We start from the raw sequence: 26,215 nt of genomic DNA, 5'->3' as shown, positions 1-26,215 counted from the left end.
AAAGCGCGGGGCGCCTGGCGTCAGCGCAGCGCTTCCAGCTCCTCCAGCGTCTCCAGCACCCGCTGGGGCTCCTCCACGCCCAGGAGCCGGTCCGCCAGTCCGCGCCCGGCGAGCCTGGCCACGTGCGCCAGCCGCATCAGCCGCGCGCGGCCCACGTGGCCGTCCACCAGCGCCACCACCAGCCGCAAGGGCTGGCCGTCCGGCGCGTCCGCCTTCAGGGGCCGGGCCAGCGTCACCAGCGCCGCCACCGGAGCCGCGCCGGGCACGAACGCGTGCGGCACCGCCACGCCGTTGCCCACCTGGGTCGGGGCCTCGCCCTCGCGCCGGCGCAGGCCCTCCGCGAGCACCGCCGCGTCCATGCCGGGCAGGGCCGCCGCCAGCCGCCCGGCCGCCACGTCGAGCGCGTCCTCGTAGTCCCCGCAGGAGAGCTGCACCACCACCCGCTCCGGGCTCAGGAGCGGCGCCAGTGGGGGCACGGGGTCGTTGCCGCGCACCTCGCGCAGGGGGAACTCCGCGTCCAGGAAGGCCCGCACGCGCGCCAGCTGCGCGCCGGTGAGCTTGCGGCGCGCGATGTCCAGCATCAGCGTCCCCGCCGCGGGCACGTCCTCCAGGTAGCCCGCCACGTACGGGCTCACCCGGTTGGCCACGTCCATGAGCAGCCCCGGGGGCACGTCCAGCTCCCGGGCGATGGCCGTCAGCCGCTCCTGCGTGGGCGGCGCGTCCACGCCGTTCTCCACGCGGCTCAGGTACGCGCTGGACACGCCGATGCGCCGCGCCAGGTCGCGCAGGGACAGGCCCGCGTCCACTCGCAGCAGGCGGAGTGTGGCTCCCAGGTGCATGGCGCTCAGCTCCGCGCGCCCAGCGGCTGCGTCGTCTCCGGGGGCGTCCCCTGCGTCCGGGCCTGCTCCGGGGTCTGGGCCAGCACCGTTGCCCCCTCCGGGTGACGCACGAGCAGCAGCGAGGCGGGCGCGTCGCGCACGATTCGCTCGCGCTGCACGCCGAACAACCGGTCTTCCAGGCCCCATTCAGCCGCCAGACCCACCACCACGAGGTCGTAACCCGCCTTCGCTTCTTCCAGCGCTGCCTCTTCCGGCGACGCGTGGCGCACCACCTTGAGCTTCACGGAGGCGCCTTCGTCCGCGGGGAACAGCTCCTCCACCTGCGCGCGGCCCGCGCCCGAGCCTTCCGGAGAGGTCACGTGCAGCACCGTCACCTCCGCGCCGGCCTGCTTCACCAGCCGCCGCGCCAGCCCCAGCGCCGCCCGGTCATGCCGGCTGCCCACGAAGGGCACCAGCACCCGGCGCACCTGCGACAGGCCGCGGTCCACCAGCACCGCCACCGTGCCGCCCGCCTCCTGCATGACCTCGTGCACCGTGCCGCCCAGCACCGTCTGGCTGAAGAGCGGCTTGTGCCAGCCCAGCAGCACCAGGTCCGCGCGCTTGGCCTGCGCCGTGCGGCAGATGTCCCGCGCGGGTTCGGACGACACGAACGACAGCGTGCGCACGGACAGCCCCAGCTTCTCCGCGCGGCCCACCAGGGGCGCCAGCGCTCCGCCGGACGCGGCGGACGGGTCCAGCGCCTCCTCCCCGCGGGCCTTCAGCGAGCGTTCCGGGGACAAGAGGTGCAGCGCGTAGAGGTTCGCCTCGTTGCGCTCGCCCGACAGCGCGCGCGACAGCACCGCCATGCCCGGGCCAGCCTGCCCGTGCGACACGCACAGGAGCACCGTGTACGCGGACGGGGGCAGCGACGGCTCCGGCGCGTGCAGCAGCTGGTCACGCGCCTGCTCCTCCGGCGAATACAGCAGGCGCAGGAACGGCGTGGTCATGAAGGTCGTGACCAGCGCCATGATGACCATCATCGTGAAGAGCGTGGGCGAGATGACGCCCAGGTCCAGGCCCAGGTTGAGCACGATGAGCTCCATCAGGCCGCGCGTGTTCATCAGGATGCCGATGGCGCCCGCCTCCCGCCACCGCAGGCCCGTGAGGCGCGCGGCCACCGCGCTGCCGCCGAACTTGCCCAGGCACGCCAGGACGATGATGACGCCGCAGGTGAGCCACGCCTCCGGAGTGGCCAGAAGGCCCAGCTGCGTGCGCAGGCCGCTGAAGGCGAAGAACACGGGCAGCAGCAGCACGACGGCCACGTCCTCCAGCTTCTCCGCCAGCGCCGCCGCCAGCCCGCCCTCCTTGGGAATCACCGCGCCGAACATGAAGGCGCCGAAGAGCGAGTGGATGCCGATGTACTCGGTGGTCCACGCGGAGCTGAGCAGCAGCACCAGGGTGATGGCCACCACGTTCTGGGTGAGCCCCTCGCGGTTGGCCACACGCGCGCCCAGCCGGGCGAGGAACGGCTTCACCAGCAGCAGCATGAAGGCGATGTAGAGCAGCGCGAACAGCGTGGTGAGCCCCGCGTGCGCCAGGTCCGACGCGCGCACCAGCGACACCACGAACGCCAGGATGCACCACGCCGTCACGTCGTCCACCGCCGCGCACGCGATGGCGATGGCGCCCAGCTTCGACTGCATCAGCCCGCGCTCCGAGAGGATGCGCGCCAGCACCGGGAAGGCCGTGATGCTCATGGACACGCCCATGAACAGCACGAACGAGGAGAACGGCACGTCCGGGCTGGACAGCGACTTGTACAGCCACAGCGCGCCCGCCGCCGCGCCCAGGGCGAACGGGACGATGATGCTGGAGTGGCTGATGGCCACCGACGCGTGCCCCCGCCCCTTCAACAGCTTGGGGTCCAGCTCCAGGCCGATGAGGAACATGAAGAGCACCAGGCCCACCTCGGCCAGCATCTTCAGGAACGGCATGGACTCCGGCGGGAACAGCCAGCGCATGGCGTCCGGCGCCAGCCAGCCCAGGAGCGACGGGCCCAACGCGATGCCCGCCACCACCTCCGCGATGACCAGGGGCTGCCCCAGCCAGCGAGCACCCCGGCCAATCAGCCGGGACACCGCGATGATGACGATGAGCTGGACCAGGAGCTGGGCGAGCATGTGGGGATTCATCTGACAGGCCTCGCTAGGAAAGTGTTAAGGGAGCACTTACCAGGGGCCTGCGCGCAGCGTCAACGCACACGAGCAGGACCGCCCGCGCGAGAAGACACACCCGGAGTATCAGACGGCTTCGGGGACCTTGTTGGCCGCCACGGCCTTGAGCAGCGTCTCCACGTCCACCGGCTTGCGCAGGTAGCCGCAGGCGCCCATCTCCTCCGCGACCTGGCGCGCGTTGGCGGAGGCGGAGAAGACGAGCACGGGGATGTCCTGCCACGCCTCCACCTGGCGCATCTGGCGGCCGAAGGTGGCGCCGTCCATCACCGGCATCATCATGTCCAGCAGGACCAGCGACGGCGGCACCGGCTCCCGGCGGAGCACCTCCAGCGCCTGCAGGCCGTTGCCCGCACCGAACACGGTGTAGCCCGCGTCGCGCAGGACCTCCTCCAGCGCCTCCCGGAGGTCCGTGTCGTCATCCACCACCAACACCGGCCGACTCACTCGCGCATCTCCTTCTCCAGCGGCAGCTCCAGCGTGAAGCGCGCGCCCTCTTCCGCGGCGGGCTCCGCCCAGGCCCGTCCGCCGTGCGCCTCCGCGGCGCGGCGGGCGAGGTAGAGCCCCAGGCCCAGGCCTCCATACGAATGCGAGCTGACGGCGCGGCCGAAGCGCTCGAAGATGCGCTCCACCTGGTCCACGGGCACGCCGATGCCCCGGTCGCGCACCTGGATGCGCGCGAAGCGCCCGTCCCGCCCCACGTCCACCTCCACCGGCCGTCCCGGACCGAACTTGAGCGCGTTGGATATCAACGCCGCCACCGCCTGGTCCACCCGGAGCCGGTCCCACGTCCCCCAGAGTCCCCGGCGGGGAGACTGGCGCAGCTCGCACCCGGCCGCGCGGGCCTCCGCCTGGTAGCGCTCCAGCACCTCGGAGACCAGCTCCTCCAGGTCGAAGCGCTCGGGCATCAGCGACAGCTCGCCGCTCGCCAGCTGCGACACGTCCAGCAGGCCCTCCACCAGCGTGCCCAGCCGGCGCACCTGGCGCACGCTGCGCTCCAGGCGTGTCACCACGTCCGGCTCCAGCCTGTGCGCCTCCGAGCGCTGCAACAGCGTTCCCAGCTGCAGCCGCAGCGTGGTGAGCGGGGTGCGCAGCTCGTGCGCGGCCACGGTGAGGAACTCGTCGCGCAGGCGCACCGCCTCGCGCGCCTCCTGGAAGAGCCGCGCGTTCTCCAGCACCAGCCCCGTCCTGCGCGCCAGCTCCTGCGCCAGCGCCAGGTCCACCGGCGCGAGCGTGCGCTCACCCAGCGTGCCCATGGACAGCACGCCCAGCCGGCCATCGTTGCCGGGCAGGGCCACGTTCACCACCGAGCGCAGCCCCAGCCCGTCGATGGCGCGCTGGTGGGCCACGTCCTTGGTGATGGGCTCCGGGCGCTGGCGCACGTCCGGCATGAACTCCGGCTGGCCGGTGCGCAGCACGTGCGCGGGGCCCGCGGCGGCCTGGGGGTCCAGCGGGAAGCGCTGGTCCAGCTTCCAGGCGTGGGCGCGCCGCGCCGCGTCCGGGTGCGCCAGCGCCACCAGCCGCAGGCCGCCCTGGTCCGGGTCCTGGAGGAAGAAGGCGCACCAGTCCGCCACCCGGGGCACCATCAACTGCACCAGCTGATCCAACCGCGCCGCCTGCTCCAGGGACGCGGTGAGCAGCTCGCTGGCCTTGGCCAGGATGTCGCGGTCCACGTCCGCCCGCGCGCGCTCGCGCCGCACGCGTGTCTCATCCAACTCGCGCGCCACCGCCGGGCCCAGCCGGGCCATCCGGTCCTTGGAGAAGCAGTCGCGCGCGCCCGCCTTCATCAGCGTGACGGCCTGGTCCTCGCTCAGCTGGCTGGACAGGACGATGAGGGGCACGTCCCGCCCCTGCGCGTGCAAAAGCGACAGCACGTCCAGCGCGGTGAAGCGCGGCAGCCGGTAGTCACACAGCACCAGGTCCCAGGGCCCGGTGGCCAGCGCGTCCTTCAGCGCCTCCAGCGTCTCCACGCGCCGGGCCGTGGGCAGGTAGCCCGCCTGCTCCAGCGCCGCCGTCACCAGCGCCGCGTCATTGACGCTGTCCTCCACGAGCAACAGCCGGAAGGGCGTCATGCCCGGGCCCCGCCCATCAGCCCCGGGGCCTGACAACGCCCCTGCGGCCGGGAGCCTCGTGCTGCATCCATTCGCGTTGCTCCTCCCGTGGGGTGTGGGCCTGTTTCACCACATGCTAGTGGCCCTCCCTGTCATGCCAGCGGGAGAAATGGCGGACGTTCAGCACCGAGCGCTGGCTGGTGAACGTCCCACGACAAGGACCCACGCCACGGGGGCGCAACAGCCCTGGATTACCAGGAAACGTCGTACTCGGTATCCAGCAGCGACAGCTGCCGCCCGTGCACCTGGATGTCCTGGGCGCCCACGGCCTCCAGGGCCGCCTGGAGCACGCCCTCGTGGTACGGCGCGGGCATGAAGTCCCGGCGCATCACGAAGCGGGCGCTGTGGTCGCCCGTCCAGAGCACGCTGCGCTCGCCGTAGCTCACCGCGGCGCGGTAGCCCTCGGCCATGTGCTGGAGCATCCGCCAGGGGTTGCCGGCGGCGGTTTGCATCAGGTCCCGGCCGAACATGGAGGCCAGGAAGTCCACCGTGGCCTGCGTCCCGATGTAGCGCAGCGCCTGCTCCCAGTCGCCCAGCTGCGGGCGCAGGACCCGCGTCACCTCGGCGGTCATCTCCAGGAAGCGCGTCACCGGGTACAGCTCCGCGGCGTTCAGCTCCGTCAGCCCGGATGACGCCAGGCACTTCGCTCCGGCTTCCTCGCCCTGGAGGAAGTTCACCACGCCCACCACGCCCTGGAAGAACATCCCGCGCGCCCCGTCTTCCGGGGTCGCGGCCAGGCACCGTTCCGTCAGGTGCCACGCCGCGAACTCCTCCGCCCAGCCCGCCGCCCTCATCGAACCTTCCACCGGTCCGCGATCCATACCGACCTCCACTTCCACTTCAGGCGCTGGAATCGGTCCCCCCGTTTCGTGGGTCCATCCGCCAGCGCAGCCCTTCCCCCTCACAGGTGCCGGGGCCCACGCCCCGCTCACACCGTGCAGCCCAATCACACAATTCCACCAAAACGACAAGAATTCCCTGGAACACAGGAAGTACCTGTCATTATCTGCCAGCTTACACAAATCTAATGGGAGTGCGGACGGGCTTTCTTGGACCCTGAGAAAACAGTGAGGGCTGGGCACCACACTCCGGGTATCACCCGGAGAGGGCGGCCTGTGCGGCCGCGACGGCGGTCCCAGCGGCCGCGGCGCGGTGGCCGGCGGCGTGGAGGGCGCGCTCGATGGCGCCCACGGTGACGAGCACGTCCCCGGGGCTGACGCGGTTCATGTGGCCCACGCGGAAGTAGCGCGTCTTGATTTCCGGGTGGAGGCCGCCGGCGATGGCCACCCCCTGCGCCTTCACGCGGCCCACGAGCGACGCGTCCACGCCGTCCGGGTAATACACGGCGCTCAGGGTGTTGGCGGCCACGGCCTCCGAGGTGGGGACGAGCCGCAGGCCCAGCGCGCTCCAGGCGGCGCGGAAGGCTTTGGCCATGCGGCGGTGGCGCTCGAAGCGGGCCTCCATGCCCTCCGCCAGAATCTGTCCCAGGCTGACGTCCAGCGCGCACACCAGGGACGTGGGCGGGGTGGCGAAGTAGGCGGGCTTGCCGGCTTCGTAGGCCTCCATCACCGGAAGCCACTCCGCCCAGTCCGCGTACACGCTGGCGACGGGCGCCTTGCGCGCCTTCCACGCGGCGAGCGCGCGGGGGCTCACCGTCAGGAGCGCCAGGCCCGGCGGCACACCCACCGCCTTCTGGCTGGCGGTGAGGTACACGTCCGCGTCCCACGCGTCCTGGTGGAAGGCTTCACCGGCGGTGGCGCACACGCCGTCCACCACGGCCAGGACGCCGTACTGGCGCGCGGCCTTCACCAGCGGCTCCACCGGCGCGAGCACCGCGGTGGAGGTGTCCACGTGGGTGACGGTCATCAGCTTGAAGCCGCCGCCGCGCAGCTCCGCCTCCACCTGGGCCACCTCCGGGGCGCTGCCCACGCTGGCCGCGCGCACGTGCGTCACCTTGGCGCCGTGGCGCTCCAGGATGTGGGCCATGCGGTCGCTGAAGTAGCCGGTGTTCACCACCAGCGCGCGGTCGCCGGGCTCGATGAGGTTGGCCACGGCGAGCTCCATGGCCAGGGTGCCGCTGCCGGAGACGACAAAGGGCTGCGCGCCGGGGGCGAGCGACACCTCGCGCAGGCGCTTGAGGGCCCGGCCGAAGGTGGCGATGAAGCCCGCGTCCAGGTGGCCCGGCACCGGCCCGGACAGCGCCTGCAACACGTCCGCGTCCACGTCCACCGGCCCGGGAATCATCAACAGGTCTCTCACGGCGCCACTCCTCCTGAAGGCCCCCTCCGGACAGCCGAAGGGCGGTCCCCCACTGTGGCCAGCGCGGGCCCGGCTTGTCCACGCAGGAAAAAGGAGACGCCGGAGCCCCGTACAGAGGGGACTCCGGCGTCTGTGACTTCAGGAAGCGAAGCGGTGGCCTAGCGGTACGTCGCGGTCACGCTGTCCGCGCGGGCCACCTGGCCGGCCGAGAACTGGTTCATGCAGTTGTCGTCGGTGTAGTCCATGAAGTTGTAGATGGGGTCCGCGCCGCCACCGGCGCAGGTGTCACGGCCGGCGGGGCAGCCGTACGCGGGCGAGGCCTCCGGGGGCGTGTCGCTGACGGAGTCGCCCGTGGCGGTGCAGCCGCCCTGGAACGTGTGGTACAGGCCCAGCCAGTGGCCGACCTCGTGCGTGCCCGTGTCACCCTCGTTGTAGGGGGCTGCGGTGCCACCGGGGACGCTGCTGTAGAGGATGACCACGCCGTCCATGGAGGGCTGACGGCTGTAGTTGGAGGGGAAGGTCGCCCAGCCCAGCAGGCCGCCGGACAGGTTCGCCGAGTAGATGTTCAGCGCGTTGGCGCCGCCCTTGCGCAGCGCGGCCTTCATCTTCTTCTCCGCCGCGGAGCCTGAACCCAGCGAGTACCACTGGCTGTTCGTGGTGCGGTCCGTGCCGGCCAGCGTGAACTTGAACGGGGTGTTGGCGTACGCCGCGTTCAGCACGTTCATCTGCGCGGTGATCTGCGAGTCCGGGATGTCGCCGTTCGCGATGCCCGTGCCCTTGTTGATGACGTGGAAGTACACGGGCACGCTCACCGAGCCCACCGCGCGCTTCGCGGACACGCCGCGGGCCGCGATCGCCGCGTCGACTTCCAGCTTCTCGTCGGCGGACAGCTCCTCCGTCGCACAGCCACGGTGCGGAATGGCCTGGGTGTTGGTGGTCTCCTCCGCGGGAGCGGGAGTCTGCTCCTCGGTGGTCGGAGCGCTGCTGCTGCAGCCCGCCAGGGACATCAGGGTGCCAAAGACAACCACGAGACGACCACCACGCTGCGCGACGTGACGAAGCATCGTTTCCCAACTCCTCAGGAAAGGGGTGAAACACTGATACGCGGATGAAACAGCGCAAGTCAAATGACGCGATAAAAATGTACTCACAGCAAAACGCTAAAGACAAACCAAGCGTCACAGGGCCGGGAGACGGCCTGTCCGTGAATCACCCTGGAAATGGAAAATGCCGGAGCCCCCTGAACGGGGACCCCGGCATCGGAAAAACGGCCACAGCCCTGCGTGATTTTTCTAGCGGTACGTGGCGGTGAGGCTGTCCGCGCGGGCGCTCTGGCCGGCGGTGAACTGGTTCATGCAGCTGTCGTCGGTGTAGTCCATGAAGTTGTAGATGGGGTCCGCGCCGCCACCCGAGCAGGTGTCACGGCCGGCGGGGCAGCCGTACGCGGGCGAGGCCTCCGGGGGCGTGTCGCTGACGGAGTCACCCGAGGCGGAGCAGCCGCCCTGGAACGTGTGGTACAGGCCCACCCAGTGACCCACTTCGTGCGTGCCCGTGTCGCCCAGGTTGTAGGGGGACGCCGTGCCGCCGGGGACGCTGCTGTAGAGCATGACCACGCCGTCCATCTTCGGCTGGGCGGTGTAGCTGGAGGGGAAGGTCGCCCAGCCCAGCAGGCCACCGCTGAGGTTCGCGGTGTAGATGTTCAGCGACTCCTTGCCACCCTTGCGCAGGGTGTTCTTCATGTTCTTCTCGTTGGTGCTGCCCTGCGCCAGGGCGAACCAGGACGAGTTGGTCGTGCGGTCCGTGCCGGCCAGCGTGAACTTGAACGGGGTGTTGGCGTACGCCGCGTTCAGCACATTCATCTGCGCGGTGATCTGCGAGTCCGGGACGTCGCCGTTCGCGATGCCCGTGCCCTTGCGGATGACGTGGAAGTAGACGGGCACGTTCACCGAGCCCACCGCGCGCTTCGCGGACACGCGGCCCGCGATCGCCGCCTCGATCTCCAGCTTCTCGTCGGCGGACGGCTCGATGGTCGCGCAGCCGCGGTGCGGGATGGCCTGCGTGTTGGTGGTCTCCTCCGCGGGAGCGGGAGTCTGCTCCTCGGGGGCCGGGGCGTTGCTGTTACAGCCCGCCAGGGACAGCAGGGTGCCAACGACCACCGCGATACGGCCACTGCGCTGCGCGACGTGACGAAGCATTGTTCCCAACTCCTCGAAAAGTAGTGAGGAGCTGGAATACGGTTTTTGTGACTTCCGAGTCAATACGCGGACAGTCTTGGAAACAAAGCAAAGCGCTATGAGCCCGTACAATGTTCCGCCGGGTGAATCCTCCGGGTCTGTTCTTCACCCGGAAGGCGTTTCGCACCCCGGCAATCCCTGACGCGGCGGGCTAGCTCAGGGCGTTGACGTGGGGGCCGGGGCGGCGGAGTCGCCGGCGTCCGGGGCGGGCGTGAGCGGAGTGGGCGCCGTCTGGGGGGCGCCCACCTGGTCCAGGGACTCGCGGTTGCTCACGGAGAAGCGCACCAGGGCGCGGAGGATGCGGTTGCGCTTCACGTTGCCCAGCACCTCGCGCAGGTCGTCGTAGACGGTGGGGTCGTTGACGAGCGCGCCCAGGGTGCCGTCGCCCTTGGCCACGGTGGCGGTGATGGTCTTGATGTCCGCGGCGGCGCTGCCCAGGTCCGCGAACATGCCCTTGGCGTCGCCGTAGACGAGCTGGTGCACGGCGCCGTTGGGGCTCTTCTTCGCGTCCTCCAGCAGGCCCGCGAGCTGGCCGGCGGCAGCCCCCAGTTCACGCATGGCCACCGCGCCGTCCTGGCCGTAGATGAGCGCGTGCGCGGTGCCGTCCCCCCGGCGCACCTCGGCCAGGATGGCCTCCACGTGGCCCAGGGCTCCGTCCATGCGCTTCGCGGCGCCGGACGCGTTGGTGAGCAGCGTGTTCACCTCCTGGCCCATGCGCGGGTCGTAGATGAGCGCGTGCAGGGCGCCGTTGCCCTTCTCCACCTCCTCGATGATTTTTCGCAGGGAGGCGACGCTCCGGGCCAGGTCCCGCGTCAGGTCCGGGTTCGAGTAGGCCTTCACGGCGTCCTTGAGGGACTCACTGATTTCGACGGAGTTGTCCATGACGCGGCTGGCGCTGGACATCAGCCTGGACAGGTCCCCGCCACTGCTGGACTGGATGACACCACCGGGCTCCACGGCGGGCTGGTCCGCGCTGCCCAGGGAGATGTCCACCGCCTTGTCGCCCAGCACGCCCATGCTGGTGAGGCGGGCCACGGAGTCCTTGCGGATGCGGTTCGCATAGGCGCTGGCCACCTGGAGCTCCACCTGCAGGCGGCTGTCCTTGAGGTCCTGGGAGAAGGACACGCTGTTCACGCGGCCCACCTTCAGGCCGCCAATCCACACGGGGGACTGGTCGCTCAGGCCGTCCACGCTCGGGAAGTAGGCGTGGAAGATGACCTGGCGCTGGAAGAGGTTGGACTCGCGGCCGATGAAGAAGACGACGACGCCTGCCACGGCGAGGCCAACGGCGACGAAGAGGCCCGCGCGCACGGCCAGGCGCTTCTCCTTCGAGGTGGACGTGAAGAGACTCATGGTGTTCCCCGGGGGTTCAGCTCCAGGCGGCGCGCGTCGATGAAGGCGCGCACCTCCGGCACCTGGGAGTGGCGCATCTGCTCCGGGGTGCCCACCTGGACGATCTTCCGGTTGGCCAGCATGGCCATCCGGTCCGCCAGCACGAAGGCGCTCACCATGTCGTGCGTGACGACAATGGAAGTGGCGCCCAGGCGCTGCTTCATCGAATCAATCAATTCATTGATGGTCTGCGTGGTGACGGGGTCCAGGCCCGTCGTGGGCTCGTCCCAGAGGATGACCTCCGGCTCCGTGGCGATGGCGCGCGCCAGGCCCACGCGCTTGCGCATGCCGCCGGACAAATCCGACGGCATCAGCTTCTCCGTGTTGGGCAGGTCCACCAGCTCCAGCTTCTCCGCCACGCGCTTCTGGATCTCCGCGCGGGACATGGTGGGGAAGTGTTCGCGCAGCGGGTACGCCACGTTGTCCGCCACGCTGAGCGAGTCGAACAGCGCCGCGCCCTGGAACACCATGGCCACGTGCTTGCGGACCTCCAGGAACTGCGCCTCGGAGAACTTCGCCAGGTCGTAGCCTTCGAAGAGGATGCTGCCGCCGTCCGGGTGCAGCAGGCCGATGAGGCACTTGAGCAGCACGCTCTTGCCCACGCCGGAGCCGCCCAGCACCACCAGCGTCTCCCCGGCGCGCACGTCCAGGTCCACGCCGTCGTAGATGCGCTTGGAGCCGAACTGCTTCATGAGCCCGTCGAAGCGGATGAGCTCCTCGCCCGGCGTGGGCTTGCGGAAGCTGAACGGGACGGCGGGGTCTCGGTGGTGGTGGTGGCGGGCCTTGCGCATGGTGCGGGCGGCTTCAGAAGTAGAGCGTGATTTTCGTGATGAAGAAGTCCGCCAGACACACGGTGACGGAGGTGATGGCCACCGTCTGCGTGGTGGCGCGGCCCACGCCCTCCGTGCCGCCCTCCACCGCCAGCCCCTTGAAGCAGCCGACCAGGCCGATGATGAGCCCGAACACGGCGCCCTTGATGACGCCGGAGACGAAGTCGCCCATCAGTACGGCATCCAGCGCGCCCTGGGAGAACTGGTCCAGGGAGATGCCGTACTGGGACTTCACCACCAGGGCGCCCGCCACCAGGCCCACCACGTCCGAGAACACGGTGAGCACAGGCAGCACGATGAGGCACGCGAACACGCGCGGCACCACCAGCTTGCGCAGCGGGTCCGCGCCCAGCGCGCGGATGGCATCCACCTGCTCCGTCACGGTCATGGAGCCCAGTTCCGCGGCGATGCCGGACCCGATGCGCGCGCCCACGGTGAGGGCGGTGAGCACGGGGGCCAGCTCCCGGAACAGCGTGAGGATGACCACGCGGCCCACGGTGTACTGCACGCCGAAGCGCGCGAGGAAGTAGCCGAACTGCAAGGAGATGACGAGCCCGGCGAACGTCGCGGTGAGCAGCGCGATGGGCAGCGAGCGCACCCCCAGGGACTCGGTGTGGAAGATGAGGCCGGCCCAGTCGTAGGGAGGGCGCACGGCGCGGCTGAACACCTGGCCCGTCATGACGGACAGGGCGCCCAGGGACTCCATGCGCTCGCGCAGGCGTTCCTTGAGGCTGGGGCCGCCCGCGAAGAGCTTCGCCTCGGGCATCATCGCTGGCGCTCCGCGTGGAAGCCCTGGAAGAGGCTCTCGAAGTCCGCCATGCGCGTGTCGGCGGCGCCCACGGGGGCGACGTAGCTGAAGTCGAAGACGCAGTTGTCCTTCTTCACCACCACGAGCTCCAGGGAGACGGGCACGCCGTCGAGCTTCGCGACGTAGCGGCTTCGCAGGGCCTCACGGTCGTCCAGGGTGAAGGTGCGCTGGCCCAGGTCCTGGCGCTCGGTGAAGCCCATGAGCAGGTGCTTCGTGAGGACCTGGAGGGGCGGGTCGTCATGGTCCCGGCAGGTGGAGTTGGTGGCGATGACGCGGCCGGTGTCACCGCGCTCCACGAAGGCCAGGTCGTTGTCGGCGAAGCCGCGGCGCTCCCAGACGTCGTTGGACAGCGGGCCGACGCGGTACTTCACGTCGGACTTCCGGAGCACCGAGTCCTCGAACGTCGCGCGGTGGCACCCCGCGAGGAGGGTGGACAGCACGAGCGTCAGCAGCAAGCGCGACATGGCACCATTTCGTTCGTCCCGGGTCCGCCCGGTGGGACGGCGGGCATGGTCATGGTGCACGCCCGGCAGGTCCGCAAGGACTTCGTCGGAGCGAACGTCGACTCACGGACGCGCGCCTGCCGAGGGCCCGCCACCCCGAACGGGCTCCGGACGACAGGTGCACAAGCGTTCGTGGGGACACGAAGGAAACCGGAGGTAGAGGGCCCGCGTATTCCGGAGGGGGTGCCGGGGTCGCTCTCCCGCCGTGTCCCCGGTCGACTGGGGGAGGCGGGGTGCATGCGGGCAGGAGGAGGTCACATGTTCAGCCGGGAGCCGGGGATTCTCACGAGGAGGATTCGATGGACGGCGGGCTGGCGATATTCGGATTCGGGTTGTTCATGCTGTCGATTGCCACTCTGTACGCGCGTACGGCGTACTGGCTGGCGTGGCCGATCCTGGCGCTCTCCATGCTGGCGATGGGGATGGCGTTCAGCGAGTCGAAGCGCCTGCGGGACGTGTCGCTGGGGGTGGCGGCGGTGCTGGGGGTGTTGTTCATCGCCGCGTTGGCGACGGGCACCGTGTGGTGGCTGACGCTGGCGGTGTTCCTGTTCGCGGTGGCGTTCGGGCTGCTCTGGGCGGAGTTCCGCTTCGAGTACTTCGGGCACGTGACGCGGCAGGAATTGCCCCACCATCAGCGCCGGCCGGTGCACTGGCCCTGGCACCGGCGGCGGGTGCACTAGGGTTGTGACGGGGACTCGGTGGCCACCTGTCCTGAGTGGACGGTGAGCCAGAGGGTGTCACTGGCCGCGGCGGCCCGGACGAGCCCCGCGTCGGTGGTGGTGAGGAAGACCTGCGCGCCGCTCCGGGCCAGGTAGCCCATGAGATAGGCATTGCGCTCGGGGTCCAGCTCACTGGAGACGTCATCCAGCAGCAGCAGGGGGAGGAAGCCCATGGCGCCCTCCAGGTTTTCGATCTCCGCGATCTTCCAGCCCAGCACCAGGGCGCGCTGCTGGCCCTGGCTCGCGTAGGCGCGCGCGCTGCGGCCACCCAGCGTCACGGACACGTCGTCCACGTGCGGACCCACGGAGGTGAAGCCGCGGTCCAGGTCGCGGCGCAGGCGCGCGGAGAGGGCCTCGCGCAGGGCGGAGGCGAGCGCGGCCTCGTCGGCGTGGGCGAAGTCGGCGCCGAGGTGCGCGGGGTGGTAGCCGTAGACGGCGGGGTCGACGGTGCGGCCGATGGACGCGAAGGTGGCCTGGGCGCGGGGCGCGAGCTCGGCCATCAGGGCGCGGCGGCGGGCGTAGAGGCGTGCGCCCGCGCGGGCGAGGGTCTCGTCGTACGCGTCGAGGTACGCGGCGTCGACGGTGGCGCCGTCACGGAGCAGGCGGTTGCGGTTCTTGAGAGCGCGGGCGTACTCGCGGCTTTCCTTGAGGAAGGCGGGGAAGCGGTTGAAGACGGCGCGGTCGAGGAAGGCGCGGCGGGCGTCGGGGCCGCCCTTGATGACCTCCAGGTCATCCGGGGTGAAGGCGACGACGGAGACGCCGCCGAAGTAGTCCTCGAGGCTGGCGGCCTTCTTGCCGTCCACGAGGGCCTGGCGGGTGCCACCGCCGACCTCGACGGAGATTTCGCGCTCGGCGCCCTTGAGGAGGAAGCGGCCGGTGACACGAGCGGCCTGGGAGCCCCAGCGGACGAGCTCGGAGAGGCGTCCGGCCCGCAGGGGCTTGAGGGTGGCGAGGAAGTAGAGCGCCTCCAGGAGGTTGGTCTTCCCTTGCCCGTTCTGGCCCACGGCGATGGTCGAGTGGGGGCTGGGTGCGAGCTGCACCGCCGGGAGGTTGCGGAAGTCCTGGACCTGGAGCGAGAGGAGGCGCACAGCGTCACCGTGAAGGGGCCGACCTTCGTACTACAGATGCGGCGGCCGGCGGGGCGCGGGATTCAGCGGGTGACGCCTGGCTGGTGGGCGCGGGAGCGTTACGGACAGAGCCTTCGCCGCCAGCGGTCCAGGTAGTTCCCGATCCCTGCGTCCGCTCCTGGCTCGTACATGAAGGGTTTCAGGAAGCAGGCCAGGGCGCGGTACTGGGGCGGAACGGGTTCCTTCTCGATGTCGATGGCTTCGGGCCATTCGCTCAGGGTGACCAGCAGGCGATCCTGTTCCATGGGGAGGAGGGAGACCTCCGGGAACGGCAGTGCCTGCCGCAGCGCTTCGGTGCCTCCCATCCGGTCCAGCAGCGGTGGACCCAGGAAGGTGAGCCAGTGCGCGCCAAGGGCGTGGAGCCCGATGACCGAACCGAGGCCTTCCACAGCCGGCAGGTCCACCCCCAGATAGCGCGCGGCGTATTTCTCCAGGACCTTCCAGTCCCCCGCGGTCCAGGAGCCCTGTCGAGAGGCAAGGGCGAAGCTCGCATAGCCGAAATGAAAGGGCAGTTCCCGAGCCAACTCCAACACCAGGGCACGCATCCGCAGGGGTCCCTGCTCCAGGAGGAACTCAGTCGGGAAGGTGAAGGACATCGCAGTGTTGGACCCAATGCAGAGCGGGAGTTCGATCCGATTGCTGTGGTACTCGAACTGGTACCCTCCGGTCCCTCCAGGCAGGTCGGACAAGCTGACGTGCCAGGCCAGGCGGGAGGGCCGATCCACCATCCGTTTGCGAATGACTTCCCATCCGTCCTCATCCAGCTCAAGGACATCCCCATCGTCCGCGCCGTACCAGTTCAGCGACTGGGGGGGGGTGGCTCGAACGTAGGTTTCCAAGGCCCGCCAGCATGCCTGCGCCACGATGCTGTGGTCGTGGGGGATGAAGAACGTGACCACGACACCGTCGCGGGCCGCGACCGCGCCATCCCTGTAATGGAGGCGAAGGGTGGGGAGGTTCGCGTTCATGGTCGGCGACCCACAACTCCCTTATGAGGCGAAACGAGCAGGGCTCTCCCACCAAGCGCCTCCTCGTAGATCTGTTTCTGCGTTCTTCCAACGTAGGAACTGCTCTCTCCGTAGAGAGTCCACTGAGGTTCGTTGTCCTCAGGGCAGGGGAACTTGAAGTCCAAGGTGAGCGCGGACTCGAGCAGATTGCGGTCCGCGTGGAGGACGAGGTCCGGCTTGATCGTTCCCCGGAGTTCATCGGTGCAGCCCTCTGCGAGCATCCGCGCTTCCTTCTCCCGGCTGATCGTCTCCACGAACTTGGCATTCGGATAGTAGCGATAGCGTTGCTCGATGCTGTAGGGCGCGGCCCATAGCTCCTTGAGCACCTCCTCCGCGCACTGGAGGGCCAGGACGTGCTTCTGCTTTCCGAGCTGCATGGCCCGGGTGATGGGGTTGCCGCAGCGGTCGCGCCCCACCACCTCGCGGCACCCCTGCCGTGTCGGAGGACGGTTCTCGAAGAAACGCGCATTGCCCTGACGCTCGGCCTGGACGGCGCATTCCGCGAGTCGCTCCTCCAACTCATCCGCGCTGTGGTCCTGTTGCATCAAGCCCAGGATGACCGGGGCGGCCTGGGCCAGGGCAGAGGCCGAGGCGGAAGAGGCGCCCTGCTCCGCCACCACGGCCGCATGGCGCAGCCTCGCGGCGGTCTCCGTGTCGACGAAGCGCAGGTCCCCGTGCGCGGAACGCCGTGCGCCTCCTCCCGCGCAGCCGGTGAGCAACGCGCTGGCCGCGCACAGCGATACGAGTCTCCAACCCATGCGCCGGAATCTACCGTGGGGACCTCGCGGACTCCGGGACAACACGCCTGCTGCGAAACCCGGCCACGAACAACGCCGTGACGTAGGAGAGCCCCGACCACGGGTGTGTGAGGCCATCCATGGGAATGGCCATCCATGGCAGCAGCACGGCGGAGATGACGGCATTCATCCAGCGATCTGCCCGGGAAAGCGGAGGCGGCGGAGGGTCGATGGGTGCCCCCTTGCCCGCGAAGACTTGCTTGAAGACCTTCATGTCTCCCCGCTCGTACAAATCAATCCCTGGCCGCGGCGTCTGCAGCTCCGTGTGGAGCGTTGGAGACAGCGAGGCTCCCACCGCCAGGTATGTCAGCCCCACCGCGAGCGTCCGGTAGAACCAGCCGCCACGCCGGTCCGACCCTGTCGCCACGGCCGTGCCCACCGCCCATCCCACCGCGATGGCGAGCACGCTGACGTTGTAGCCCGACAGGCCCGCGCAGAAGAGCACCAGCCCTCCCGCGAGCGCCGCGAAATAGCCATACACGCCCGCGCGCAGCATCCGGCTCGAACGCGTGCTGACAACCTCCGTCGTCGCGTTCATCACAGCGCCACCGCCGCTCCCGTCCAATGCTGCGCGACCCAGCCCAGCGCACCCAGGCCCACAACCAGCGCGCAGTACTCCACCAGCGTGCGGCGGTCGCCCGTCTCCGACGCGGGCGTGAGCAGGGCCCGGAACGCCGCCACACCCGCGATGAGCAACAACAGGTTCTCTCCCGTGGCGAACCACGTCGCGCCCAGCACGGCCACCGCGATCCACCGCTGCTGGCGCGCCAGGGCCCGGAACCCTCGTGAACCATCCAGCTGCCACACCGGCACCAGGTTGAACAGGTTCAGCCAGGCCGCCGCGTGCGCGATGGCGCCCAGGGCCTTCCACCCCGTCAGCACCGCCGCCACCATCACCACCACCGCCGCCGCGCTGCCCCAGATGGGCCCCGCGAGCCCCACTCGCGCGTCCTCGCGCTCATCCACCGGCACCTGCTTCAGGCGCACGAACGCACCCAACCCCGGGATGAACATGGGCGCGTCCGCCTTCATGCCCAGCCGGCGCAGCGACGCCACGTGCCCCATCTCGTGCACGTAGATGCAGGCCACCAGCCCCAGCGCGAAGCGCCAGCCCCACATCGTCCAGTACACGCTCACCGCGAACAGCATGGAGAACAGCGTGCTCGCCTTCGTGAGCCCGAGCAGCAGCAGCTTCCCCTTGCCCAACAGCAGCGCCAGCACGAACTTGAACTTCCACAGCATCAGGCCCACCGCGCCCATGCTGGCCAACACCTTCGGCATCCCTGAACGCTTGCGCTCCGCCTCCGCCAGCGGCGCCGCCAACCCCTGCGCATCCGCCTGCTGACTCAGCGCCGTCACCCGCGCCATCACCTGCGCGTGCTGCGCCGTGCCCGGTGGCAACAGGTCCAGCGCCTCGCGCCACAGCGCCAGCGCCTCCATCGGCGCGCCCCGCTCCGACGCCGCCTGCGCATCGGTCGCAAGCTGCGTCAGCCGCTTGCCGTGCACCAGCTTCCGGCACGACGGACACGTGAGCAGTCGGGGCGCCAGCTCCGAACCACACCCCTCACACCGCGGCGTGAGGAGCGATACCGCGAGCGCCTCAGCCAACGGAACGCTCCTGCTCCGTCGGCGCGGCTTCACCCTCGGCAGGCGTCTCCACCAGCTTGAACGGCCCCGCGATGTTCAGCTCCGTCCGCTTCGTGCGGCGCCACGCCTCGAACAGCGCGAAGCCGTAGATGAGCCCGGAGATGGGGCTGTTGATTCCAACCAGCACCGGCGCCGCCACGGAAATCACTCCCGCGAGGACCACGTTGGCCGCGGGAGAGGACTCCACCGTCTCCTCCGCCGGCGCATCGGTGGCCACCTCGGCCGGAGGCTGCGTCGTGAGCTCCTTGTAGACATCCGGCGCGAGCGAGGCCGCCACCGCGAAGTACGTCAGCCCCACCGCCAGCACCTGGTAGAACGCGCCGCCGCGCGACTCCGAGCCCTTGAACACCGCGGTCCCCACCATCCACCCCACCGCGATGGCGATGAGGCCGATGTTGTAGCCCGACAGGCTCACCCCCCAGTACACGACCGCGCCCGCGATGGCCGCGCCAAAGCCAAACACCGACGCCGTCAGGGCGCGCTTTGACTTCGAGCCGCCCGTCATCGCCGCCTCCACGTCCTCGCGGCACGCAGGACACAGCAGGCGCGTGTTCAAGTCGTAATACACGCTCTTGATGGCGCGCTCACAGACGGAGCACTTCGGTGCCGAGGGGGCTTCGGTGAACTCGGCGCGGTCGAACTGGAGCGGCGCCGCGTCTTCGGACGGCGGAGGAACAGGCTGGGTCATGGGCGGGGATTTCGACAGGAAAAGGAAGCGACCCACCCAACCTAACAGAAGCCTTCCACCCCCCTCAAACCGGTGTCTGTCTTCAGCCGCCCTGCCGCAGCGCCGCGTGACGCGCCGCCTGTACCAGCGCCACCAGATCCCCGTTTCGCGCCACGTCGCCCCCCGCGGGCTTCGCGTGCTCCGGCGAGAACAGCCGCGCGGGCGTGCGCGCCTGGCCCCGCAGCATCACGAAGAGGCGCAGGGCGTCCCGCAGGGCCTCCGCCTCCGGCCCCTCCTCCGAGCGTGCCCTCAGCGCGGCCTGCTCCAGCCGCGACCACGCCACTTCCTCACTCCACGCGCCCCGGGGCCGCTCGCGAGACAGGGCCGCCAGCGCCGCCGCCGTCTCCACCAGCCCCGCGCGCCCTTCCGTGAAGACGCTCCTCGCGGACAGCCGCAGCGCCGGGTCCTCCGACAGCGCGGCCCGCCAGGACAACAGCGCGGGCAGCTCCGCTTCGCGCGGCACCACCGGCGCCAGCTCCGCCTCCAGCACCGCGCGCACCCGCACCCGCGCCACGTCGTGCCAGAAGGCCGCGTGCAACAGCAGCTCCGGCCCGCTGCGCGCCACCCGCGTCGGCGCTCGGCGCATGCGCCGCTGGAGGAAGTCCTTCACCCGCCCCCGGCTGTCGTAGCGCTCCAGCCGCTCCCACAGCGCCACCAGCGTGGCGGCGCCCAGCGGCAGCGCCCGGGCCAGCTCCCGCGCCTCGTCGTCGGAGAAGGCAGGCGCCCCTTCCGTCACCGGGCGCTTGAACACACGCTCGAACACCTCGCCCGCGGCGCACGCGGCGCGCAGCTCCGGCAGGTTGCGCGGCAACAGCTCCACGGCCTGGGCCCAGACGCGGCCGCCCAGGAACGGCGCCGCGTCCAGCACCTCCGTCTCCAGGCGCAACAGCCGCTCTCCCAACGTCGCGGGACCGTCCTCCGCCGCGTCATCGTCGCCGCCGGAAGCCGTGGATGCGCTGGCGGACAGCCGCCGCTCGGCCGCGCGCTCCACCGCCTCGCGCAGGCGCTCCACCTCGTGCATCAACCGGACGGGGGCGGCGTTGGGTGGCCAGCCTTCCGCCTCCACGCGGCGCCGCATCGCGGCCAGCGTCGCGTCCACCTCCGGCTGGTCGGCGGCCACCTCGCGCAGCAGCTCGAAGTGGTTGCGGATCCGGTCCTTCCAGAAGAAGGACTCCAGCACGGCCTTGAGCGCGCGGTAGCGCAGGCGCGTGGCCTCCAGGAGGTCCGCCCGGTCCTCCAGCCGCGCTCTCAGGTCGTCTGGACGGGTGGCCACGCCCCCATCATAAGGGCCCCCCGCGCCGGGCGCAGGCCTCCCCTTGGCGCGGAGCGTCGGACTTGGAACGGTGACGTCCCTCCGACGTGGGAAGTTGGACGACTGCGCTGCCTCAGACGCGCATGGGCATGACCACGGCCGTGAAGCTGCGGTCGCCGGGGCCGTGCAGCACACCCGGGCTGTGCTCGTCGCCCAGCTCGAAGCTGACCTCGTCCGTCTCCGTCACGCCCAGGACGTCCATGAGGTAACGGGCGTTGAAGCCGATGGTGATGTCGTTGCCCTGGTAGTCCACGTCCAGCGCGTCGCGCGCTTCACCCAGGTCCGGGTTGCTGGCGGTGATGAGCAGCTTGCCCTTCTCCAGGCCAATGCGGATGGCGTTGCTCTTGTCCGCGGACAACAGCGCGATGCGCTTGAGGCCTTCCAAGAGGCGCACCTTGGGCACGAGGACGACCTTCTCGCCCTCCTTGGGGATGACGCGCTGGTACTCCGGGAACTGCCCGTCGATGAGGCGCATCACCATGGTGAGGCCCGGCTTCTTGAACAGCGCCGAGTTCTCCGCGAACCCCAGGTGGCACTCCGCGTCCGGGGCCTCGTCCAGCAGGCGCTTGAGCTCCATCAGGCCCTTGCGCGGGATGATGACGCCGCTCTTGAGCTTGAAGTCGCCGGACATCTCGCGCTCGATGAGCGACAGCCGGTGGCCGTCCGTGGCCACCATGCGGACCTTGCCGCTGGACTGGGGCTCGAAGAAGACGCCGTTGAGGATGTAGCGCGTCTCGTCGCTGGAGATGGCGAACTGGGTCTTCTTGATCATCTCCAGCAGCACGTTGCCGGAGATCTGCACCAGGGGAGCGTTCTCCTCCTTGGGCAGCTTCGGGTACTCCTCGGCGGCCATGCCGACGATCTTGAAGTGCGCGGAGCCGGAGGAGATGTCGACGTAGTTGTTCGCCAGCTTCTTGAGCGTGACCTCCGCGTCCGGGAGGTTCTGAACGATGTCGAAGACGTACTTCGCGCTCAGCGTGACGGCGCCCGGCTTGGCCACGTCCGCCGGGTGCTCGGACACGATGCCGATGTCCAGGTCGAAGGCCGTGACCGTGATGCTGCCCTTGTTCGCCGTGAGCAGCACGTTGGCGAGGATGGGCATCGTCGTCTTGCGCTCCACGATGCCCTGGGCGCGGTAGAGGGCCTTCTTCAGCTCGTCGGCGGCGATGCGGAATTCCATCGTGGGCGTCCTTACAGGTCACGGCCCCGGAGGCCGATCTCTTGGGGCGCGGGTGTACAACGAACGGGGGGGCCCTTCCACCGTCTTGGCGCCTTTGTCCGCGGGCTGGAGGCCCAATTCTGGACTGTTCGGGTGTCCAGGTGGGACAGGCAGGAAAAAGGCCCCTGTTGCCCTGGTGGGCGGGCGCGCGGCCGGGCAGAGTGGACCCGGCCGTGCCCCTCCCGCGTTGTAGGAGGGCACACCCGTCCTCCTTCCGGAGTCGCCATGAACGCCCGCTCCCTGCTCCTGTCCGCCGTGCTCGTGCTCGGCCCGGTGGCGTGCAGCACGCCGTCCTCCCCCACCGCGCAGCCTTCCAGCGACGTGTCCGGCGCGGAGGCCCCCGCCGACCTGAAGCGGACCGACGTGGGCGCGCCCGCGGGAGCCGCCAACGAGCCCGGCACGGCCGCCCCCACCCCTTCACCCGGAGACGCCACCATGACCACCAGCACCGTCTACATCGTCAAGGACAACGGGAAGCGCTGCTTCGCGCCGCCCTGCGACCACTACGACCTGTTCAGCGCGGACGCGCCGGACAAGAAGATCCAGTCCCTCCATGAGATCGACCTGACAGCCGTCACGGGCGGGGACGACGCCAAGCTTGGTGAGCTCCTGCAGCGCGCCTCCAAGGGCGGCCCCGGCCTCAAGGTGGAGGGCTCGCTGGACAAGCGGCTCAAGGCCGGCCCCGCGGGCGACGCCATCGTCCTGCGCGCCACCCGTATCGTCGGCTGAGCGTGCCCCTTCCCACCGGGACCGCCGCGACAGGGCGGCCCCGGCCGGATTCCAGAACCTCAGAGCCTCAGAGCCGCACGCCCACCTGGAAGCCGGGCCAGCGCTGCATGCGAGTGTCCGCGTTGATGACGTGCGAGCGCACCGGCAGCGTGGTCAGCTTCGCGAACTCCGGCTCTCCCCAGGTGAACGCCACGTTGTAGGTGGGGCCGGCGAACACGGCCAGCCGGGGCATCACCTGGAAGCCCAGCATGGCGCGCGCCTGCGTCAGCATGTTGTTGGACGCGCTGGAGAACGGGTCTCGCGTGGACAGCACCTGGCTGGCCGCGACGTCCACGTCCACCCAGAAGCGCGAGCCCAGCGGGATGTGCCCGCCCAGTCCCAGGCCCAGGCTGAAGCGCTGGAAGCGGTCGTCCGGGCCAATGCCCGCGAGCAGCGTCGTGTAGAAGTACTTGCCGCCGAACTTCAGCGCCAGGTTGGTGAGCTGCACGTCGCTGCCGAATACCTCCAGGTGCAGCTGGCCCTTCTTCTCGTAGGAGACCAGGCCCACCGGCACGCCGTTCACCTCGTCGGAGACGTTGACCAGGCCCAGCTGCATGCCGTGCACCGTGTCCGCGACGTTGATCAACCCCAGCTGCATGCCGGACACGTCACCGCCCACGTTGATCAACCCCAGCTGCATGCCGGTGAGGGACGGCGCGTGGTTGAGCAGCACCGACCCCTGGATGCCCCGCGCGGCCGTCGCCACGGAGTTGACGCCCAGCGTGAACTGCACGCCCTTCAGGGTGCCGTTCGCGTGATTGGCACCCAGTGACAGCTGTATCCCGGTGGCGTCCGAGGTGGTGACGTTGGCGCCCAGCGCCGCCTGCACGCCGCCCAGCGCGCCGCGCGCGACGTTGGCGCCCAGGGCCAGCTGCCCGATGCCGTCCACGTCCCCGTTGGCCACGTTGAGTCCCAGCGACGCCTGGGCACCGACCACCGAGCCGCCCGCCACGTTGGTGACCAGGGACAGCTGCGCGCCGCTCACCTCGCGACCGGACGTGTTGAAGCCCAGCGCCAGGGCCAGGCCGGACACCTCCGCGTCGTACACGTTGCCCGCCAGGCCCAGCGCCAGGCCGCCGCCCAGCGCCGCGCCGCCGTTGACGATGCCCAGCGCGAAGCGGTTCTCCACCTGCGCGCGGCCCGCCCGCAGCGTGTTGGTGCTCATCGACGGCACGAGGCTCAGGTTCACCGGCAGCTGGACGCGCCCCTGGGGGGACAAGGACATGCCGCCGCCACCGCCGCGCATCACGGTGGCCTCGTGGCCCACGCCCAGGAAGTCACCAGGGGACAGGGGCGTACGCGCGCCCTCCTTCAGCGTGAAGGCCGCTTCGGACACTCCGCCGTCCCACTCGCGCCGGGCGCGGTAGGCGCCGGGGGCCAGGCCCAGCTCGGTGGCGCGGCCGGACTGCTTCTGCACCTCCACCACCAGCGTGCCCACCGCGTCGCGCACGTACAGGCGGCCCTCCAGCGGTTCGGTGAGGACCAGGCCCGCGGTGGTGGCGCGCAGGTCGGTCATCACCAGGTCGCCGGTGCCCGCCAGCTCGATGTCGTAGTTGGGGTGCTGCGCGCCGCCCTGCGTGCGCTCGGTGCGCGCGAGCGTTTCGTGGAAGGCGAACTGGTAGGCCTCCGTGAGGGTGACGCGGCCGTCGTGGGTGACGTCCGCGGCGCCTCGCAGGCCGGACAGCAGGTGGTGCGTGAAGAACGAACCGCCCAGCCGGTCCGACTCCTGTGACGCCTCGTCCGCGCTGGACGAGGTGAGGATGGCGTGGCCCTTCACCTGGATGGCGGAGTCCACCAGGAACGCGGGCCGCGAGACGCCGCCCTTCTTGCGCGCGAACGCGCCGGACGCGCACGAGTCCAGCACCGCGATTCTCACGTCCGCGGGCAGCCCCTCCAGCGAGCGGCGCAATTCGCCGTAGTCCAGGCGCTGGCCCTTGAGCAGCAGCCCTTCGTCGTCCGAGTGGCCGGAGTAGTACAGCAGCACCTCCACGCGGCGGGCTCCGGCCGTGCGGACACCTTCCGCCAGGCGGCGCACGCGGTCGAAGCCGGCGAGCACGCCCGCGCGGTCCACGTCCGTGAGGAGCACGCGGTCCTGGGGCAGCACGCCGCCCAGCTCCGACAGCACCGTGGAGAAGGCCTTCGCGTCGGTCTCCGCGTAGCGCAGCCGCACGCGCTCCGGGCCGCCGTCGTTGACGCCCACGAGCAGGGCCAGCCGGCGCACGGCGGCGGCTTCGGCGGCGTGGGCGGGGGTGGCCGCGCCCAGCGCGAACAGGAGGATGACGAGCGCTCTCATGGGGAGGGCTTCTCCAGCAGGAAGGAGGTCTGCCCCAGGCCCGTGGGCAGGGTCAGCGGCGCGGTGCGCGCCTCGGGGGATGCGGCGAGCACGCGCGCGGCGGCCATCACACCCTCCAGTTCGAAGGGGCTGTCCGAGCTGACCAGGAAGAACCGCTCGAAGCCGGGGGCGTCGTCCAGCTCGTAGGCGCGCGGCAGCAGGTGCGTGCCGCTGCGCTCCAGGGGCGCGGACGTGTCGCCCAACGCGGGCAGGTGCGGGGTGACGGTGCCCCGGCCGTCCACGGAGAGGATGACGCCGTGGGCGTGGCCGGCGGCGGTGTACGACAGCTGCACCACGTCACCGGCCTGGGCGGGGGCGCCGTCGGTGAGGCGCTCGGTGCGGGTGGCGACCTGGCGGTGCAGGTCGAGCCGGGGCTGGAGTCCCTTGCTGCGCGTGGGCTCCAGGACGCCGGGGGTGCCGCCGGTACCCGTCGCCGACCAGGGATCGCGCGCCTCCTGCTCCTGGGACGAAGCCCCCGGCCGCACGAGGACGACGAGGGTCGCGGCGACGAGCACCGGCACCAGGGCGGGCAGGAAGCGCCAGGAAGGGCGCGATGGCGGGGCCTCGGCGCGGGGCGAGTCGGCGCGGGCGAAGCGGGCCTTCACCTCGCGGGCGACGCGGGCGGGGGGCAGGGCCTCCAGGGTGGCGCGCGAGTCGGCCTCCAGGGCGGCGAGGCGGGCGGGGCCATCGGGTTCGCGGGACAGGCGGTCGCGGGCGGCGGCGAGCTCGTCCGGGGGCAGCTCCCCCAGGGCGATTCGCTCCAGCAGCCAGTCTGGGGTGCGGTGGGGGGACGTCATGCGGCCTCCAGCTCCTGCAGGACAGCGGACAGGGCCCGGAGGCGCTTGCGCACTCCGGACACGGACAGGCCCACTTCGCGGGCGGTCTCCTCCAGCGTCATGCCGTCCACCAGGTGGAGCACGGCGATGTCGCGGCTGGACGCGGGGACTCGGCCAAAGAGGCGGTCCAGCAGGCCCCGGGCGGCGGTGCGCGCCTCGGTGTCGCCGGAAGCGGCGATGCGGAGCACCAGCTCATCGTCGCGGTCCTCGGGGCGCCGCTTGGCGCCGCGCAGGCGGTTGAGGCACACGCGGGTGGCGATCTGATGCAGCAGACTGGAGGGCCCGGCGTCCTTCAGCGCGGCCTGGTAGCGCAGCAGTTGAACGAACACGTCATGCATGGCGTCCACGGCCTGTTCCTCGTCGCGCAGCAGGAAGCGGCAGCGCCGGAGCACCTGGGGGCCATAGCGTCGGTAGTAGGCCTCCACATCGACGGACACCGCACGCGCCTCCCGGTTGGACCAGGGAAACACCGGTGCCCTGGAAATCTGTCACCGGCCTTTTGACGAAAGCGGCGTGCCTACCCCGTTTCCCCCCACCC

25 protein-coding genes are annotated in these 26,215 nt (G+C 70.6%); 2 read left to right on the top strand and 23 right to left on the bottom strand.

The window, feature by feature from the left end:
- Positions 1 to 20: 20 nt before the first annotated feature.
- The 12 genes from D7Y21_RS22190 to D7Y21_RS22135 all read right to left on the bottom strand — a co-directional run bounded on the left by D7Y21_RS22190 (position 21) and on the right by D7Y21_RS22135 (position 13,147).
- Positions 21 to 839 carry a helix-turn-helix domain-containing protein gene (locus D7Y21_RS22190; protein ID WP_121715536.1) on the bottom strand — a complete coding sequence of 273 codons (819 nt, stop codon included), beginning with the start codon at positions 837 to 839 and terminating at the stop codon, positions 21 to 23.
- Positions 840 to 844: 5 nt separating this feature from the next.
- Positions 845 to 3,010 carry a cation:proton antiporter gene (locus D7Y21_RS22185; protein WP_121715533.1) on the bottom strand — a complete coding sequence of 722 codons (2,166 nt, stop codon included), beginning with the start codon at positions 3,008 to 3,010 and terminating at the stop codon, positions 845 to 847.
- Positions 3,011 to 3,118: 108 nt separating this feature from the next.
- Positions 3,119 to 3,496: a response regulator gene (locus D7Y21_RS22180; RefSeq protein WP_120565373.1), complete on the bottom strand. Its 378-nt coding sequence runs from the start codon at positions 3,494 to 3,496 to the stop codon at positions 3,119 to 3,121.
- On the bottom strand, positions 3,493 to 5,121 hold the full coding sequence (locus D7Y21_RS22175; protein WP_233591757.1) for an ATP-binding protein: 1,629 nt from the start codon (positions 5,119 to 5,121) through the stop codon (positions 3,493 to 3,495). Before D7Y21_RS22175 ends, D7Y21_RS22180 begins: the two co-directional genes overlap by 4 nt.
- A 230-nt stretch (positions 5,122 to 5,351) precedes the next feature.
- A complete protein-coding gene (locus D7Y21_RS22170) occupies positions 5,352 to 5,981 on the bottom strand; it encodes a DUF2378 family protein (protein ID WP_120565375.1) in 630 nt (209 codons plus the stop codon).
- 274 nt (positions 5,982 to 6,255) lie between these two features.
- Entirely contained in the window at positions 6,256 to 7,419 is a 1,164-nt protein-coding gene (locus D7Y21_RS22165) for an alanine--glyoxylate aminotransferase family protein (RefSeq protein ID WP_120565376.1), read from the bottom strand.
- 158 nt (positions 7,420 to 7,577) lie between these two features.
- Entirely contained in the window at positions 7,578 to 8,483 is a 906-nt protein-coding gene (locus tag D7Y21_RS22160; protein ID WP_120565377.1) for a zinc metalloprotease, read from the bottom strand.
- A gap of 228 nt (positions 8,484 to 8,711) precedes the next feature.
- A complete protein-coding gene (locus D7Y21_RS22155) occupies positions 8,712 to 9,614 on the bottom strand; it encodes a zinc metalloprotease (RefSeq protein ID WP_120565378.1) in 903 nt (300 codons plus the stop codon).
- A gap of 195 nt (positions 9,615 to 9,809) precedes the next feature.
- A complete protein-coding gene (locus D7Y21_RS22150) occupies positions 9,810 to 11,006 on the bottom strand; it encodes an MlaD family protein (RefSeq protein ID WP_121715529.1) in 1,197 nt (398 codons plus the stop codon).
- Positions 11,003 to 11,836 carry an ABC transporter ATP-binding protein gene (locus D7Y21_RS22145; protein ID WP_120565380.1) on the bottom strand — a complete coding sequence of 278 codons (834 nt, stop codon included), beginning with the start codon at positions 11,834 to 11,836 and terminating at the stop codon, positions 11,003 to 11,005. The genes D7Y21_RS22150 and D7Y21_RS22145 overlap by 4 nt, the downstream gene beginning before the upstream one ends.
- 13 nt (positions 11,837 to 11,849) lie before the next feature.
- Positions 11,850 to 12,644, bottom strand: a complete 795-nt coding sequence (locus D7Y21_RS22140; RefSeq protein WP_014400570.1) for an ABC transporter permease — start codon at positions 12,642 to 12,644, stop codon at positions 11,850 to 11,852.
- Entirely contained in the window at positions 12,641 to 13,147 is a 507-nt protein-coding gene (locus D7Y21_RS22135) for a hypothetical protein (protein ID WP_120565382.1), read from the bottom strand. The genes D7Y21_RS22140 and D7Y21_RS22135 overlap by 4 nt, the downstream gene beginning before the upstream one ends.
- Before the next feature lie 338 nt (positions 13,148 to 13,485).
- Here D7Y21_RS22135 and D7Y21_RS22130 point away from each other — a divergent pair, with 338 nt between their 5' ends.
- Positions 13,486 to 13,866: a hypothetical protein gene (locus tag D7Y21_RS22130; protein WP_120565383.1), complete on the top strand. Its 381-nt coding sequence runs from the start codon at positions 13,486 to 13,488 to the stop codon at positions 13,864 to 13,866.
- Here the strand turns inward: D7Y21_RS22130 and D7Y21_RS22125 are convergent.
- From D7Y21_RS22125 to dnaN, 8 genes are all read right to left on the bottom strand, one after another.
- Positions 13,863 to 14,993: a DNA replication/repair protein RecF gene (locus D7Y21_RS22125; RefSeq protein WP_120565384.1), complete on the bottom strand. Its 1,131-nt coding sequence runs from the start codon at positions 14,991 to 14,993 to the stop codon at positions 13,863 to 13,865. The genes D7Y21_RS22130 and D7Y21_RS22125 overlap by 4 nt on opposite strands.
- A 98-nt stretch (positions 14,994 to 15,091) precedes the next feature.
- A complete protein-coding gene (locus D7Y21_RS22120; RefSeq protein ID WP_121715527.1) occupies positions 15,092 to 16,000 on the bottom strand; it encodes a type VI immunity family protein in 909 nt (302 codons plus the stop codon).
- Entirely contained in the window at positions 15,997 to 16,797 is an 801-nt protein-coding gene (locus tag D7Y21_RS22115; protein ID WP_121715525.1) for a hypothetical protein, read from the bottom strand. The genes D7Y21_RS22120 and D7Y21_RS22115 overlap by 4 nt, the downstream gene beginning before the upstream one ends.
- A 10-nt stretch (positions 16,798 to 16,807) precedes the next feature.
- Positions 16,808 to 17,374, bottom strand: coding sequence for a hypothetical protein (locus D7Y21_RS22110; RefSeq protein ID WP_120565387.1), 567 nt, complete (start codon positions 17,372 to 17,374; stop codon positions 16,808 to 16,810).
- Positions 17,374 to 18,444: a site-2 protease family protein gene (locus D7Y21_RS22105; protein WP_121715523.1), complete on the bottom strand. Its 1,071-nt coding sequence runs from the start codon at positions 18,442 to 18,444 to the stop codon at positions 17,374 to 17,376. Before D7Y21_RS22105 ends, D7Y21_RS22110 begins: the two co-directional genes overlap by 1 nt.
- Positions 18,437 to 19,171 carry a hypothetical protein gene (locus D7Y21_RS22100; RefSeq protein ID WP_121715521.1) on the bottom strand — a complete coding sequence of 245 codons (735 nt, stop codon included), beginning with the start codon at positions 19,169 to 19,171 and terminating at the stop codon, positions 18,437 to 18,439. Before D7Y21_RS22100 ends, D7Y21_RS22105 begins: the two co-directional genes overlap by 8 nt.
- An 82-nt stretch (positions 19,172 to 19,253) precedes the next feature.
- On the bottom strand, positions 19,254 to 20,483 hold the full coding sequence (locus D7Y21_RS22095; protein WP_121715519.1) for a hypothetical protein: 1,230 nt from the start codon (positions 20,481 to 20,483) through the stop codon (positions 19,254 to 19,256).
- Between the two features lie 112 nt (positions 20,484 to 20,595).
- A complete protein-coding gene (dnaN, locus tag D7Y21_RS22090; protein ID WP_121715517.1) occupies positions 20,596 to 21,702 on the bottom strand; it encodes a DNA polymerase III subunit beta in 1,107 nt (368 codons plus the stop codon).
- A 264-nt stretch (positions 21,703 to 21,966) separates the two neighbouring features.
- On the opposite strand from dnaN, the gene D7Y21_RS22085 reads away from it, so the two are divergent.
- Positions 21,967 to 22,470, top strand: a complete 504-nt coding sequence (locus D7Y21_RS22085) for a DUF6748 domain-containing protein (protein ID WP_121715515.1) — start codon at positions 21,967 to 21,969, stop codon at positions 22,468 to 22,470.
- Positions 22,471 to 22,537: 67 nt separating this feature from the next.
- Here D7Y21_RS22085 and D7Y21_RS22080 read toward each other — a convergent pair whose 3' ends face one another.
- The 3 genes from D7Y21_RS22080 to D7Y21_RS22070 are packed head-to-tail and all read right to left on the bottom strand — an operon-like array spanning position 22,538 to position 26,114.
- Complete coding sequence (locus D7Y21_RS22080; RefSeq protein ID WP_120565393.1) at positions 22,538 to 24,802, bottom strand: caspase family protein; 2,265 nt, start codon at positions 24,800 to 24,802, stop codon at positions 22,538 to 22,540.
- Positions 24,799 to 25,638: an ActD-like protein gene (locus D7Y21_RS22075; RefSeq protein ID WP_120565394.1), complete on the bottom strand. Its 840-nt coding sequence runs from the start codon at positions 25,636 to 25,638 to the stop codon at positions 24,799 to 24,801. The genes D7Y21_RS22080 and D7Y21_RS22075 overlap by 4 nt, the downstream gene beginning before the upstream one ends.
- Positions 25,635 to 26,114 carry an RNA polymerase sigma factor gene (locus tag D7Y21_RS22070; protein ID WP_120565395.1) on the bottom strand — a complete coding sequence of 160 codons (480 nt, stop codon included), beginning with the start codon at positions 26,112 to 26,114 and terminating at the stop codon, positions 25,635 to 25,637. The genes D7Y21_RS22075 and D7Y21_RS22070 overlap by 4 nt, the downstream gene beginning before the upstream one ends.
- Between the last annotated feature and the right edge of the window lie 101 nt (positions 26,115 to 26,215).

The sequence above is a fragment of the Corallococcus sp. AB045 genome, assembly GCF_003668895.1.
In the GTDB taxonomy this organism is placed as follows: domain Bacteria; phylum Myxococcota; class Myxococcia; order Myxococcales; family Myxococcaceae; genus Corallococcus; species Corallococcus coralloides.
The sequence above is the reverse complement of the archived record's forward strand: the minus strand, read 5'-3'. Positions and strand labels throughout refer to the sequence as shown.